This window comes from Mycobacterium sp. 1245111.1, from assembly GCF_001673405.1.
Taxonomy (GTDB): domain Bacteria; phylum Actinomycetota; class Actinomycetes; order Mycobacteriales; family Mycobacteriaceae; genus Mycobacterium.
Map to the genome: position 1 here is coordinate 26,361 of NZ_LZLV01000043.1, position 13,070 is coordinate 39,430.

The 13,070-nt window shown below is 65.0% G+C and carries 14 protein-coding genes; 11 read left to right on the plus strand and 3 right to left on the minus strand.

Annotation, left to right across the window (positions count from 1 at the left end):
* Nucleotides 1-8 precede the first annotated feature (8 nt).
* Nucleotides 9-2,081 carry an MDR family MFS transporter gene (locus tag A5658_RS08510; RefSeq protein ID WP_067333055.1) on the plus strand — a complete coding sequence of 691 codons (2,073 nt, stop codon included), beginning with the start codon at nucleotides 9-11 and terminating at the stop codon, nucleotides 2,079-2,081.
* 12 nt (nucleotides 2,082-2,093) lie between these two features.
* Here A5658_RS08510 and A5658_RS08515 read toward each other — a convergent pair whose 3' ends face one another.
* Nucleotides 2,094-2,804: a hypothetical protein gene (locus A5658_RS08515; protein ID WP_067333056.1), complete on the minus strand. Its 711-nt coding sequence runs from the start codon at nucleotides 2,802-2,804 to the stop codon at nucleotides 2,094-2,096.
* Nucleotides 2,805-3,332: 528 nt separating this feature from the next.
* Here A5658_RS08515 and A5658_RS08520 point away from each other — a divergent pair.
* From A5658_RS08520 to A5658_RS08550, 7 genes are all read left to right on the plus strand, one after another.
* Nucleotides 3,333-3,827 (plus strand): carboxymuconolactone decarboxylase family protein, encoded by a 495-nt coding sequence (locus A5658_RS08520; protein ID WP_067333057.1) that lies wholly within the window; start codon nucleotides 3,333-3,335, stop codon nucleotides 3,825-3,827.
* Nucleotides 3,828-3,872: 45 nt separating this feature from the next.
* Nucleotides 3,873-5,225: a glutamine synthetase family protein gene (locus tag A5658_RS08525; RefSeq protein ID WP_067333058.1), complete on the plus strand. Its 1,353-nt coding sequence runs from the start codon at nucleotides 3,873-3,875 to the stop codon at nucleotides 5,223-5,225.
* Nucleotides 5,222-6,334, plus strand: a complete 1,113-nt coding sequence (locus tag A5658_RS08530; protein ID WP_067333059.1) for an amidohydrolase family protein — start codon at nucleotides 5,222-5,224, stop codon at nucleotides 6,332-6,334. The genes A5658_RS08525 and A5658_RS08530 overlap by 4 nt, the downstream gene beginning before the upstream one ends.
* A 30-nt stretch (nucleotides 6,335-6,364) precedes the next feature.
* On the plus strand, nucleotides 6,365-7,198 hold the full coding sequence (locus A5658_RS08535; protein ID WP_067333060.1) for a lysophospholipid acyltransferase family protein: 834 nt from the start codon (nucleotides 6,365-6,367) through the stop codon (nucleotides 7,196-7,198).
* Entirely contained in the window at nucleotides 7,198-7,638 is a 441-nt protein-coding gene (locus A5658_RS08540; RefSeq protein WP_067333061.1) for an SRPBCC family protein, read from the plus strand. Before A5658_RS08535 ends, A5658_RS08540 begins: the two co-directional genes overlap by 1 nt.
* A 152-nt stretch (nucleotides 7,639-7,790) precedes the next feature.
* Nucleotides 7,791-8,462, plus strand: a complete 672-nt coding sequence (locus tag A5658_RS08545; protein WP_067333062.1) for a hypothetical protein — start codon at nucleotides 7,791-7,793, stop codon at nucleotides 8,460-8,462.
* Nucleotides 8,463-8,504: 42 nt separating this feature from the next.
* Nucleotides 8,505-8,726, plus strand: coding sequence for a hypothetical protein (locus A5658_RS08550; protein WP_067333063.1), 222 nt, complete (start codon nucleotides 8,505-8,507; stop codon nucleotides 8,724-8,726).
* 49 nt (nucleotides 8,727-8,775) lie between these two features.
* Here A5658_RS08550 and csoR read toward each other — a convergent pair whose 3' ends face one another.
* Complete coding sequence (gene csoR, locus A5658_RS08555) at nucleotides 8,776-9,129, minus strand: copper-sensing transcriptional repressor CsoR (RefSeq protein ID WP_067333098.1); 354 nt, start codon at nucleotides 9,127-9,129, stop codon at nucleotides 8,776-8,778.
* A 127-nt stretch (nucleotides 9,130-9,256) separates the two neighbouring features.
* On the opposite strand from csoR, the gene A5658_RS08560 reads away from it, so the two are divergent.
* Entirely contained in the window at nucleotides 9,257-9,574 is a 318-nt protein-coding gene (locus tag A5658_RS08560) for a hypothetical protein (RefSeq protein ID WP_067333064.1), read from the plus strand.
* Nucleotides 9,575-9,689: 115 nt separating this feature from the next.
* On the opposite strand, the gene A5658_RS08565 is transcribed toward A5658_RS08560, so the two are convergent.
* Complete coding sequence (locus tag A5658_RS08565; RefSeq protein WP_067333065.1) at nucleotides 9,690-10,133, minus strand: nuclear transport factor 2 family protein; 444 nt, start codon at nucleotides 10,131-10,133, stop codon at nucleotides 9,690-9,692.
* A gap of 180 nt (nucleotides 10,134-10,313) precedes the next feature.
* Here A5658_RS08565 and A5658_RS08570 point away from each other — a divergent pair, with 180 nt between their 5' ends.
* Both A5658_RS08570 and A5658_RS08575 read left to right on the plus strand, forming a co-directional pair.
* A complete protein-coding gene (locus tag A5658_RS08570) occupies nucleotides 10,314-12,107 on the plus strand; it encodes a CocE/NonD family hydrolase (RefSeq protein WP_067333066.1) in 1,794 nt (597 codons plus the stop codon).
* A gap of 57 nt (nucleotides 12,108-12,164) precedes the next feature.
* Entirely contained in the window at nucleotides 12,165-13,058 is an 894-nt protein-coding gene (locus A5658_RS08575) for a dienelactone hydrolase family protein (RefSeq protein WP_067333067.1), read from the plus strand.
* Nucleotides 13,059-13,070: the final 12 nt, after the last annotated feature.

Genomic DNA, 13,070 nt, shown 5'->3' on the forward strand with positions numbered 1-13,070 from the left:
TGCTGCGTATGACGAGAGCGCAGGCGACGGCAGACCCCGATACCAGCGGCCCACTGGTCAACCCCCAGCGTCGCAATTTCGTCTTCCTGGCGATCGTGCTGGGCATGCTGATGGCGGCGCTGGACCAGACCATCGTCGCCACCGCACTGCCCACGATCGTCGCGGATCTGGGTGGGGCGGGCCATCAATCGTGGGTCGTCACCAGCTATCTGCTCGCCTCGACGATCATCACCGCGCTGGTCGGCCGGCTTGGTGATCTGGTCGGCCGCAAGGTGGTTTTCCAAGCCGCGGTGACGTTCTTCGTGCTCGGGTCGGTGCTGTGCGGACTGTCCCAATCCATGGCGATGCTGGTGGGCGCCCGGGCGCTGCAGGGCATCGGCGGCGGGGCCATCACGGTCACCGCCACCGCGCTGATCGGCGAGGTCATTCCGCTGCGGGATCGTGGCCGCTACCAGGGCGCGTTGGGCGCGGTGTTCGGCGTGACCACGGTGGTCGGCCCACTGCTCGGTGGCTATTTCACCGATCACCTGACCTGGCGATGGGCGTTCTGGATCAATGTCCCCATCTCGATCGTCGTCTTTTTCGTTGCCGCCGCCGCGATTCCGTCACTAGCCACGCGTGGGAAACCGGTCGTCGATTACGCCGGCATTCTGTTCGTCGGGCTCGGAGCGACCGGTCTCACGCTGGCCACCAGCTGGGGTGGCACCACCTATCCATGGAGTTCGCCGACGATCGTCGGTCTGTTCGCCGCCTCCGCGACGGCGCTGGGCATTTTCGTCTGGGTCGAAAGTCGTTCGTCTGGGCCGGAATCCGCGCCCATCCTGCCGATCCGGCTGTTCGCCAATCCGGTGTTCACGGTCTGCTGCGTGCTGTCATTCGTGGTCGGGTTCGCCATGTTGGGTGCGCTGACGTTCCTGCCCACGTACATGCAGTTCGTCGACGGGGTCTCGGCGACGACATCGGGGTTGCGCACACTGCCGATGGTTGTGGGGATGCTGTCCACCTCGATGGGCAGCGGTGTGGTGGTCGGCCGGACCGGTCGCTACAAGCTATTTCCGGTTGCCGGAACGGCGGTGATGGCGCTGGCCTTCGGGCTGATGTCACGGATGGACCCGTCCACTTCGGCACTGCTGCAATCGGTTTACCTGTTCATCCTCGGCGCCGGTATCGGGTCCTGCATGCAGGTGCTGGTGCTTATCGTGCAGAACACCTCAAGTTTCGAAGACCTCGGTGTCGCCACCTCCGGGGTGACGTTCTTCCGCACGATCGGCAGCTCGTTCGGTGCGGCGATCTTCGGCTCGCTGTTCACCAACTTCCTGCACGGCCGGATCGGTCCGGCGCTGGCGGCGTCCGGCGCCCCGCCGACGGCGGCGAGTTCACCCGAAGCGCTCCATCGCCTGCCGCACACGCAGGCTGCGCCGATCGTGGCGGCCTACGCGGCGTCGCTCACCCAAGTCTTCCTCTGGGCGGTCCCGGTCGCGCTCGTCGGGTTCATACTCGCGCTGTTCCTGCGCGAGGTGCCGCTGCGCGACATCGGGCAAAACGCGGCCGATCTCGGCGACGGGTTCGCGATGCCGACCACGCAGACGCCCGACGAGATGTTGGAAACCGCGATCGGGCGTCTCATGCGGGGCGAACCCGGTATGCGGTTGCGCAGCATCGCCATGCGGCCGGACTGCCGCCTCGACGTCGCCGAATTGTGGGCGTTGCTGCGGATCAACCGCTATCAGCGGGCCCTGGGTATTGCCCGGATCACCGATATCGGTGACCAGTTCGGGATCCCGTACGAGGTGCTCGAGCCGACCTTCGACCGGCTGGTCCGCGGAGGTTACGCGCAACGTGATGTCGACCGGTTTTGGCTCACCCCGGCCGGTGCCCGCGAGGTCGACTTCGTCTCATCGCTGCTGCAGGGATGGGTCGTCGACAAGCTCACTCGCTCACCGGATTTCCAGGGCCGAGCCGACCGGGCGCAAGTCGAAGCCGCGCTCAACCGGATCACGCACCGGATCGTCGCACAAGCGGGCTGGGACGGGGAGCAACCATTTAGCCGGCCGGACCTGTCGACCTCGCCGGCCGGATAGTCAGCGCCGTTCTCAGAACAGGGACAGGCCCGAATTCAGCAAGCCGTCGATGGCCGGGGCCGTCAGGTCAGCAGTGCCCGCGCCAAACGCGCCGGGGTCCAGGGCCGCGAGCAAGTCGGCGACCGGAGCCACATCGACGCTTGCCGCGCCGGATGGCAACCCAGCGATGATCTCTTGAACGAATGGAGCGATCAGGTTGTCAATGCCGAAGGGCCCGAACAGATAGGTGTCGGTGAGGTACGCCAATTCGCCGAACTCGTCCGTCGGTGCGACGCCTGCGACACCCCCGGTAAACGCCTGCGGGTCGAGTGCCGCGACCAAATCGCTGATCGCCGGTGTGTACGTCCCGGGGGTTCCGGACGAAACCGTCCCCACCAATTCCTGAACCAGCGGGGCGAGCTCGGCGTCAAGGCCGGTGGGCCCCAAGAAGTAGGTGTCGGCGTAATAACCGACAAGGCCAAGCAAGTCCTGGGGGTTGCCTGCGGCGGTGAACGAGTTCGGGTCGAATGCCTCGATCAAGTAGCTGAGCGCCATTGTGTTGGAGACGCCCGCCGCGGGAAGCGCTTCCGCGGCGGATGCCGCGATCAAGTCGCTGACCGCATCGGCACCGAGGACGTCGGCGCCGGCCACGGGCGCGTTGCCGATGCTGAACGACGCGGCGATAAGGGCGGCACCGGCGGCGGTGCCAAGGCTTACCGCGATGCGGCGAGCGTTGCGACTCATGTGCGAGTGTCCAATCCGGGTATGTGTCGAGGTGGATGTGCATTGGGTTTGCAGCCCAAGTCCGGCGTCTCGGACGGATCGCCGATTGCCCGACCCTATCTCAGAAGATGGTGGGCAAGAATATAACTTTTGGGTGCGCCTGAGTTTCTATTAGCCGCCGTTTAGGTTGCATTCAGGGAAATCCCGGGGCGAAACGGTCGTCGGCCGCGGAGGGGACACCGGCCCGGGCCGTCGTCGCAGTTCATCCGGATTATATTGCCGTGCAATAGATTTCGGCTGACACGCTCCCCGGGGGCCGGGCATTAGTGCCGCGATGTGCAGGGCTTTATCCGAGTCGTGCGGGCCACCATTTCCTACATGTCTAGAAAGCAAATGAAGTTCGACGTATATCCGACGTTAAGGTGTCGGAAAGGTGCCGTCATTTTTTATCGACGCGACCAGAATGGTCGATTACGCAACGGCCCGACGGCGCGCTTTAACGGGTTTCGGGGTTGCGGGACACAAGAGCGGAAGGCGTACCATCTCGCCATGAGCCGAATCGGAACATTCGCTGATGACGACCTCGCCGGCTGGATCATGAAGTCTCCGGAACTGGGCGGCGCAATCGGGGCATTCAGCGATGCGGTCTACAACCGCAGCCGATTGCCGATGCGAACGCGGGAACTGGCCCGGATGGTCATCGCGCACAGCAATGAATGCGAAATATGCGTCAACACCCGCGACGGCGACGGGATCGCCAACGGTGTCGACGAGGACCTGTACGCACACGCCGACCAGTGGCGCACCTGGCCCGGGTACAGCGACCAGGAGCGCCTCGCCGCCGAGTTCGCCTACCGCTTCGCCACCGAGCACACGGTGCTGCGCGACGACGAGGATTTCTGGGCCCGTTGCAGCCAGCACTTCTCCGAGGAATTGCTCGCCGACCTGGCGCTGTCCTGCGCGCTGTGGGTGGGAATGGGACGCGTGCTGCGCACCCTGGACATCGCCCAGTCCTGCAAGCTGACCCTGCCCAGCCGGGTATGACGCAGCGAGTTCGGTAGCCCGGGGCCAACTTCCGTCTCCCGGCAGATGACGACCACCCCGCTCGCCGCCGCGGCCATCGCCAAACTCGAGGCCGAAGGAGTGAACGCGATCATCGGCACGGTGATCAACCCGGCCGGTCTCACCCAGGCCAAGACCGTACCAATACGGCGGACCAACGCCTTCGCCGATCCCGGGCTGGGCGCCAGCCCGGTGTGGCACGCCTTCGCGATCGACCACGCCGGCATCGCGTTCACCGATCACGTCGGCGTTGTCGGCGATCAGCGGGTCCGAATTGACTTGTCGGCTCTACGGATTCTCGGCGATGGGCTGGCGTGGGCACCCGGATCGTTTTTCGAGCAGGACGGCACGCCGGTGCCGGAGTGCAGCCGCGCGGCATTGCAACGCATCGAGGCGGCGCTCACCGAGTCCGGGATGGAAGCGTTGGTCGGTCACGAGATCGAGTTCCTGCTCGTTCAGCCGGATGGCCATCGACTCGCGCCGACGGTGTGGGCACAGTACGGACTGGCCGGCATACTCGAACACGAGGCTTTCGTCCGTGAGGTGATCGCGGCAACGTCGTTGTCCGGCATCGCGATCGAACAGTTCCATCCCGAATACGGGACGAATCAGTTCGAGCTTTCTCTCACTCCGCAGTCACCGGTCGCGTCGGTAGACCAAATGGTGCTGACGCGAATAATCGTCGGCAGGATCGCGCGTCGCTACGGTATGCGGGTCAGCCTTTCCCCGGCGCCATTCGTCGGCGACGCCGGATGCGGTGCCCACCAACATTTCTCGCTGACCAATACTGCCGGTTCGGTCTTCGCGGGCGGTGCGGGCGCCCACGGGATGACGAGCGACGGTGAACGTGCCATCGCGGGGGTGCTGCGTGGACTACCCGAGGCTCAGGGGATGCTCTGCGGTTCCATCGTGTCCGGATTGCGGCTGCATCCCGGCAATTGGGCGGGAACGTACATCTGCTGGGGCACCGAGAACCGCGAAGCGGCGGTGCGATTCGTCGCCGACGGCCCCGCCAACCCGTACGGCGGCAATGTCGAGGTGAAAGCCGTCGACCCGTCGGCGAATCCGTACCTCGCGACGGCCACGATTCTGGGCTTGGCGCTGGACGGCATCGCCGACAACGCGCAATTGCCGTCGGAGGTCAACGTCGACCCGGCGGCGCTGAGCGCCGCAGACCGCGGTCGGGCTGGGATCGAGCTGTTGTCCACGTCGCAGGCGCATAGCATTGCCGCACTGGACAAGTCGCAACGACTGCGCGGAATTCTGGGCGATCCTGTTGTCGATGCCACGGTCGCAGTCCGACGTTTCGAGCACGATCACTACGCCCATCTCAATCGCGAGCAACTGGCCGACAAATTTCGGATGGCCTGGAGCCTATGACCGCTCTGTACGAGTACATCGCCGAGGTGGAACTGATCGACCAGCACGTGCATGGCTGCTGGCTGACGCCGGGGGACAGGCGGCGGTTCGAGAACGCCCTCAACGAGGCCAACACCGACCCGCTTGCCGACTTTGACTCCGGGTTCGACACGCAACTCGGCTTCGCCATCCGCGCCCACTGCGCGCCGCTGCTCGGTCTGCCCAAGCATGCTGAGCCGCAAGACTATTGGCGACACCGCCATGAGCTCTCGGAAGGGGAGTTGGCCCGAATCTTCCTGCCCGCCGCCGGCGTCACCGACTGGCTGGTCGACACCGGCTACGCCGATGGCGTCGCCGACGTCGCGCAGATCGCCGAGTGGTCCGGACACCGCGCCCACGAAGTCATTCGACTCGAACAGCTGGCCGAGCAGGCCGCAGCTTCCCCGGGTGACTATGCAGGGGCGTTCGAACAAATCCTGCAAGAGCGTGCCGTGACCGCCGTCGGCACCAAATCCATCCTGGCGTATCGCGGCGGATTCGAGGGCGATCTGAGTGAGCCGTCGGCCAGCGAAGTCAGTGCGGCGGCCGCACGGTGGCGCGACCGCGGCGGCATTCGGCTCACCGATCGGGTGCTACTGCGCTTCGGGTTGCACCAGGCGCTCGAGCTGGGCAAGCCGCTGCAATTCCATGTCGGCTTCGGCGACCGCGAGTGCGACCTAAACCACGCCAATCCGCTGTACCTGCAGGACTTTTTGTGTCAGTCCGGCCAGACGCCGATCGTATTGCTGCACTGCTATCCCTACGAACGTGAGGCCGGCTATTTGGCCCAGGCGTTCAACAACGTCTATGTCGACGGCGGGCTGAGCATCAACCATCTCGGTGCACGAGCACCGGCGTTCATCGCGCGACTGTTGGAGCTGGCCCCGTTTCGCAAGATCGTCTATTCCTCGGACGGCTTCGGCCCGGCCGAGCTGCACTATCTCGGTACCAAGCTGTGGCGCAACGGGATTCATCGGGTGCTGAGCCGCTTTGTCGACGACGGCGACTGGAGCCTCGCGGACGCGATACGGGTCGTGGACCTGATCGCCCGTGAGAACTCGGCGCGGATATACCAGCTGAACGAGGTGTGACACAGATCAAATGCGGGTACAGACCCGCCTATGGCGATGTTGGCCGATCTCAAGAATTGGGTGCGCGAGGAAGTCGCCTCGCGGGTTCCCAAAGCTGACCTCGACCAACGCGACCCCGACTACATTCGCGACAGCTTGCCCAGAACGTGGCTGCTGGCATCGCTGTATTTCCGCGCCGACGTCCAGCATCTGGACCGGATTCCGGCCGAGGGGCCGGTACTTCTCGTCGGCAACCACAGCGGCGGCAACGTCCCGCCGGACACCTTCGTCTTCACGCTCGCGTTCTGCTCGTATTTCGGTGTCGAGCGGCCGTTCTACCAGTTGGCGCACAACCTCGTGGTGTCGGCGCCACCGCTGGGCTGGCTGCGTAAATTCGGCACCGTCGCGGCCAACCCCGACAACGCGCGGATGGCCCTGGAATCCGGAGCGGCATTGCTGGTCTACCCAGGCGGGGACTACGAGGTGTTCCGCCCCTCGTGGGAGCGGCACAAAGTCGACTTCGGCGGCCGGATGGGCTATGTGAAGCTGGCCCGCGAAGCCGGCGTTCCGATCGTGCCGGTGGCCAGCGTCGGTGGCCAGGAGGCGGCGTTGTTCCTCTCCCGCGGGCAGGGGCTGGCCAAGCTGCTGATGGCCGATAAACTGCTGCGGCTCAAGAGCATTCCGATCTCGTTGGCACTTCCCTGGGGCCTGAACATCAGCGACCTGGCCGGGCACATCCCGTTGCCCACCAAGATCTCGATCGAGGTTCAACATCCGATCGATGTCGACGGCGACGACCAGGCCGTCCATGACAAGGTGATGGCCAGCCTGCAGGGCGCTGTCGACCGCCTTGCAGCGCGACGGCGTTTCCCGGTGATCGGCTGATGCGCGTCGACCGCAGTTGCGTCATCGACGTCGACCGAGATGTGGTCTGGAAGATCGTCAGCGATCCCGACAGGTATCCGTCGTTCATGACCCGGCTCGAGCGCTGGGACAGCGCCAACGATCAACCACTGGGTATCGGTGCCCGGTACTACGCCCATTGGAAGGTCGGCTCCGTGCCGGTGGGCGGCCTGATCGAAGTGGTGGAATTCGCCGACCGGCACGACATTGCCTGGGTCGGCATCACCGGGGTGACACTCCGTGGCCGAATTCGGTTGCGCGATGCGAAGGATGCGCGGACGAAGGTGACGTTCCGGCTGTCGTATCAGGCTCCGGGCGGGCTGTGGGGCTACATCGCCGACCGGGTCGCGGTCCGCCAGGTCAATCGGATCGTCGCCGATACGCTCAAGCGCCTGAAGGTTCTTGCCGAACTCGGCGGCTAACCCGCCGCGGAGGCGGAGCTCATTCGCTGTGAACTTGCTGGAACATCCGGGATGTCGGACCGCCGGCGTGTGGCCCTAATTTATGGTTGGCGAATCTCAGGCAGCCGTATGTCCCGCTATGTCCGGGTGCAGCACATTGATGGGGGATCCCGATGACTGGTGGTATCTCGCGCTGGATTGCCAGTGTGGGTTTGGCGGGCGGCGCTGCCGTGACGGCCGCGATGATCGGAACCTCGATCGCCCGCGCCGACACCATCGACGAATTCGTGGTCCAAGCTGAGGGCGACATGACCCAGACCGCCACCCTCTTTGCGGGACTCGATTCCTCGTCACTGCCGTCGGTCGCGGGAGTGGTATCGAGCTTCCAGAGTCAGGACGAACTGATCTCGCAGATCCAGACGCAGCAGGACACGTTCTCCGAGGCGTTGCAGAGCAGCTCTCAGCTCATCAACGCCGACCAGCAGCTTGCGAACGCCTCGGCCGACCTGGTGGCAGCAAGCCAGACGTTGGTGAACGCCATAACCGCCGGGGACTTACCCCTCAGCGCGACGGAGACATTCTCCGACAAGATAACCGGGCTCGAAGCGGCCTTCGGCTTCCTCAATGCTGAGCTCTTCCAAGCCCTCCCAGCCGAATTCAATGCCGCCTTTGTCACCATGGCCGATGGTGGAACCATCGACTTCGCCAGCATCGACCCCGGCATCGGCACTGCCGCCGCAGACAGCGCGGCATCGCTGGGCACTGTCGGGGCCGATTTCAGTGCCTTCGGAACCAGTTTCGACGCGGCCTTAACGCCATTTCTGGAGTTGTTCTCGGCGTTCTGATAAGGGCAGCGATCTTTCACGCGTCTGTTCTAGGGTGGCGAGATGGGCGAGGCTGATGGACCGCAGTGGGAGTACAAGTGGTTCCTTGCGACGGGTGATGATGCCCTGAACGACATGATGCGGAAAGCGAATGCGCTGGGGGAACAACGATGGGAGATGGTCAACTTCGCGATGGACCAGGCCAAACCCTTCACCGCCACCTGCTTTTTCAAACGGCCCCGGCTCCCAGTCGAAGCGCCCGAACCACCTCGGCGCTTTCTCTGAAACACAGCTAGAAAAGCGCTCACCCCGGAAGCGTTGTGCAGAGGGGCATTTAGCGCGGGCTGCCGCTGACCGCGGCTTCGCTGGCGTCGTCGGCCGTGGTGCCGTTCAAGCAGGCGTCGGGGCCGGTCAATGCGGGACTGAACTTGAGGGCATCGACAAGTTCGGCAATTGCCTGCTCGCCCTGCCCGCCTATGACCGCAGCGGAAAAGCACGTTTCCAGATGGTTGTGCAGCATCACCCGATTTGTCCGCTCCAAGGCCGACTGCACAGCCGAAATCTGCTTCATTACATCCACGCAGTACTCGTCAGATTCCAGCATCCGAATGATGCCATCCAGATGGCCTCGCACTGTCTTGAGTCGATTCAGCGCGGCGCGCTTCTTCGCGGTTAGCTCCTCTGACATCACTTCCCCTTCCGGCGGCGCGGGCCAGACCCCGCACCGGAACGTTCTCAGCTCAGTCTAGCCCACCCCACCCCACCCTGGGTGGGGTAGCATGGGCGTCGCTCATTCCAACACAGGAGGTTTTCATATGGCAGATGCGACCGACGTCGCCCAGCCGACCGACGATCCAACCGACACCCACACGGTCCGTCCCAGCCGTCTGAACCAGGCGCTCGCCTGGGTGGGCATCGTGGCTGGCGGTCTCTTCGTCGTCGGCGCGGTGTTCTTCTCGGGCTACTTCTTGAATTGGAGCGAGCACGCACACATGCAGATGGGGCACGCGACGATGACAAGAGACGCAAAGGATTGCTGTGCCGACATGAAGCCTGGCGAGATGATGAAGCCCGGCGAGATGAAGCCCGGAGCAATGGGGCCCGGGATGATGGGGCCCCAGTCAGGAACTTAAACCATTAGGGTGCAACGGCTTCCGTGCTGAAGACTGCGCACCCCGGGCGGGTCGAGCGCCGAGCCTAGAGACGTTCTTTAGGCCGGCGCTCTTCTCGCAGCTGCACATCGTCGCCTCAGATCATTCCCGTCGCATCGAACATCCAGCTCATGTCCGCTTTCGCGAGATCTTCCATCCACGACGGCGGGGCATGGTTGGTCAGCCCGCCCATGTCCCAATAGTCCTTCCACAGCGTCACTTTGCCGTCGTCGACGCGGTGGACCGAAACAAATTGCAGCACAGCGGTTTCCCCGCTTGCCCAGTTCCAGGTCTCGGAGTGCTCGTACATGACGTCGGCGCCGTTGGACACCAGCACCCCGTCGTGGTTCTCATAGCCGGCGAGCGGCTCGAGGCCAACCTTGAGGCGCTTGACGATGTCGTCGGGGCCTCGGGCGGCCGCGATCGGCCCAACCGGCATGTCGACGTAGATGCAATCGGCGGACAAAAACGATTTGACGCCCTCCCAGTCGCGGGCCGATAAGGCTTTCCACATACCGAGCACCGCTTCGTCCACCGACATGGATTAAGGCTTACAGGCAACCCCCATGATGGGCAAGGGTCGGCGCGTCTTTACAGTCTGCCCAGGCAACGCTCGGAGGAGGTGGGGATGTCAACGCTGCGATCACGACGCAGGCGCGCCCGCGAAACCAGTCCATCACCTTTCTCGCCGGACTGGACACCGCGAGCGGCGCAGTACGGAGTGGGCATTCACCACAACGTCGCGGTGCCGATGAGCGACGGTGTCCAGTTGCGGGTCGACATTCATTACCCGACCGATCCCGACACCCGCCAGCCCGCGCCAGGACCGTTCCCCGTCTTGATGTCGATGACGCCGTACGGCAAGAAGGCCCCGCCACCGGCCGCCCAGATCGGCGGTGGCCCGACTCCATTCTTGGTCAAGCGGGGCTACATCGAGGTGATGGTCGACGTCCGCGGCTGCGGCGTCTCCGACGGCTCTTTCCAGATGTTCGGCGAGCGACAGGCGCAAGACGGGGTCGAGCTGGTCGACTGGGTGTCCAAGCTCCCCAACGCCAACGGTCGCGTGGGCATGTTCGGGGTGTCCTACCTGGCGATCAACCAGCTGTTCACCGCGGCGGCCGTGGGGCCGAATTCGCCGCTCAAGGCGATCTTCCCGGTGATGGCCGCGCGTGACTTCTATCGCGATGCGGCGGCAATGGGCGGGGCGCCGCACGTGCGCACGATCCGGGCTTACGGCGGGGTCTACAACCTCCTCAATGTCGTGAACCCGATGCTCGAGGTGATCAATCGCGGCAAGCATCCGCGGCCACGAGCCGGCGGCGTTGCCGGTGTGCGCAGGCGGGGCCGCGATCAACGCAGCTATTTCCGGCCATTGATCGCCGACGCGGTGGCCGGCGGCGAGACGGCATACGACGAAGAGTTCTGGAAAGATCTGCGCCCCGCAACGGTGCTGCCGCAAATCGTCGCGAACAACGTCGCGGTCTTCCTTGTCGGCGGCTGGCATGACGCCTTCCAGCGCGGTGCGCCGCTCAACTACGCCGCGCTGCAGAACGCGTACGCCGCGCGCCCCGACGAGCAGCCGATGCAACCCGGCCAGCCGGTGTCCGAGCAGCTGCGGTTGATGATGGGCCCCTGGTATCACGTCACCAACTACGGCGGGCTCAATCTACAAGCGCTACAGCTGCGATGGTTCGACTACTGGCTGAACGACGACGCCGATGCGGAGATCGTGGGTGCGCCGCTGACCTTTCAAGCCATCGGTAGCCGGCGGTGGTTCCACGTCCGCGAGTATCCGCTTGCCGCAGCCACGCCGACCAAGTTCTATCTCTCCGATGGCGGGCGGCTGACCGCGGACTGCGCCGCGGAAACCTCAACGGCCACAGTCAAATACGTGGGTCGCGGACCGGTGGCAGGCCGTAGCGTCGAGCAGTGGACGCTCGGAATGACCAGCTTCATCCGCACGCAGCGTGGTGGGAGCACCCGCTACGACCAAGACAACCGGCGCGTGCAACGCGGCGCGCTCACCTACACCACCGACGCCTTCGCATCGCCGACGTTGATCGCCGGGCCGATCACGCTGACCCTGAACGCGACGGCCGACACCACCGAGTCGCTGTTCGTCGCACACATCGACGACGTCGCACCCGACGGCTCATCCCGCCCGCTCACCCAGGGCGCGCTGCTGGGCTCGCACCGCGCGCTGGACCCGGAGCGCACCTGGTACCTGTCGGATCGCACCGTGCTCAAGCCGCATCACATCAGCACGCGATCAGCCGTCAAACCAGTGGTGCCCGGCGAACTCACCCGCTACGACATCGAGGTCTTTCCGACGGCCGCGCTGCTCGAGCCGGGTCACCGGCTGCGTCTGACGGTGACCACGTTCGACTTTCCGCATCTGGTGCCGACCGCGCCGGCCCGCCGCAACCTGGCCGGCGGCAGCTATCGGCTGCACCAAGGTGGGCCGACACCGTCGCATCTGCTGCTGCCGGTAGCCGATCCGGACAACGTCGACTGATCCAGTGCGGCAGCGTCATCCGTACACAACCACCGTTTGTGGCGCATACTCGGCCTGATGACTTCACTACAGCAATACATCGCCGAAGAGATCGCCACCGACCACGTCGACGGATTGCTGACCAGACGCGAAGCGATGCGGCGGTTGGCGCTGCTGGGGTTGGGCAGCGGCGCGGCGGCCGCGTTGATCGCGGCGTGCACCAACCACGAAGCCCGGCCACTGCATTCGGCTTCGGCCGAAGGCGTGGAAGCGCCGGGCGCCAAGCAGGCGCTGCCTACCGAGCCGATCACCTGGGCCGGTCCCCGCGGACAACTGCAAGGCGCCTGGGCGCAGGCTCACAACGCCCGCCGGGGAGTGCTGGTCATCCACGAGAACAAAGGACTGACCGATTGGGTCCACTCGGTGGCCGAGCGGTTCGCCGGGGCGGGCTACTCGGCGCTGGCGATCGACCTGCTGTCCGAAGAAGGCGGCACCGGCCAATTCAGCGACCCGGCCCAGGCCACCGCCGCGCTCGCCGCCGCTTCCCCGGATCGGTTTATCGCGGACCTGAACTCCGGTATCCAGGAACTGCAAAACCGTGTTCCCGGCGGCAAAATCGCGGTCGTCGGCTTCTGCTTCGGTGGTGGCCTGGTGTGGCAACTGCTGGCGTCGCACAACGCGCGGCTGTCGGCCGCGGTGCCGTTCTACGGCCCGCTTCCCGACAACGCGGACTTCAGCGGCGACAAGGCCACCGCGGTGCTGGCCTTCTACGGGGCTCTGGACAAGCGCGTGACGGATTCGGAGCCGGCCGCCAGGGCCGCCCTCGAGCGCGCCGGACTGATCCACGACATCGTGATCGAACCCGACGCCGACCACGCTTTCTTCAACGACGGCGGACCCCGCTACAACGCGGCCGCTGCCGAGGACGCCTGGCGCCGAACCCTGGAATGGTTTGGCCGCTACCTGGCTTAGCGGCATGATGCG

Excerpts from the sequence above, each read along its gene's own strand:
- A5658_RS08510 (WP_067333055.1), top strand. The coding sequence starts at position 9 with ATGACGAGAGCGCAGGCGACGGCAGACCCCGATACCAGCGGCCCACTG.
- A5658_RS08565 (WP_067333065.1), bottom strand. The coding sequence starts at position 10,133 with ATGTCGGTGGACGAAGCGGTGCTCGGTATGTGGAAAGCCTTATCGGCC.
- A5658_RS08525 (WP_067333058.1), top strand. The coding sequence starts at position 3,873 with ATGACGACCACCCCGCTCGCCGCCGCGGCCATCGCCAAACTCGAGGCC.
- csoR (WP_067333098.1), bottom strand. The coding sequence starts at position 9,129 with ATGTCAGAGGAGCTAACCGCGAAGAAGCGCGCCGCGCTGAATCGACTC.
- A5658_RS08550 (WP_067333063.1), top strand. The coding sequence starts at position 8,505 with ATGGGCGAGGCTGATGGACCGCAGTGGGAGTACAAGTGGTTCCTTGCG.
- A5658_RS08515 (WP_067333056.1), bottom strand. The coding sequence starts at position 2,804 with ATGAGTCGCAACGCTCGCCGCATCGCGGTAAGCCTTGGCACCGCCGCC.
- A5658_RS08520 (WP_067333057.1), top strand. The coding sequence starts at position 3,333 with ATGAGCCGAATCGGAACATTCGCTGATGACGACCTCGCCGGCTGGATC.
- A5658_RS08545 (WP_067333062.1), top strand. The coding sequence starts at position 7,791 with ATGACTGGTGGTATCTCGCGCTGGATTGCCAGTGTGGGTTTGGCGGGC.
- A5658_RS08530 (WP_067333059.1), top strand. The coding sequence starts at position 5,222 with ATGACCGCTCTGTACGAGTACATCGCCGAGGTGGAACTGATCGACCAG.
- A5658_RS08540 (WP_067333061.1), top strand. The coding sequence starts at position 7,198 with ATGCGCGTCGACCGCAGTTGCGTCATCGACGTCGACCGAGATGTGGTC.
- A5658_RS08560 (WP_067333064.1), top strand. The coding sequence starts at position 9,257 with ATGGCAGATGCGACCGACGTCGCCCAGCCGACCGACGATCCAACCGAC.
- A5658_RS08575 (WP_067333067.1), top strand. The coding sequence starts at position 12,165 with ATGACTTCACTACAGCAATACATCGCCGAAGAGATCGCCACCGACCAC.
- A5658_RS08535 (WP_067333060.1), top strand. The coding sequence starts at position 6,365 with ATGGCGATGTTGGCCGATCTCAAGAATTGGGTGCGCGAGGAAGTCGCC.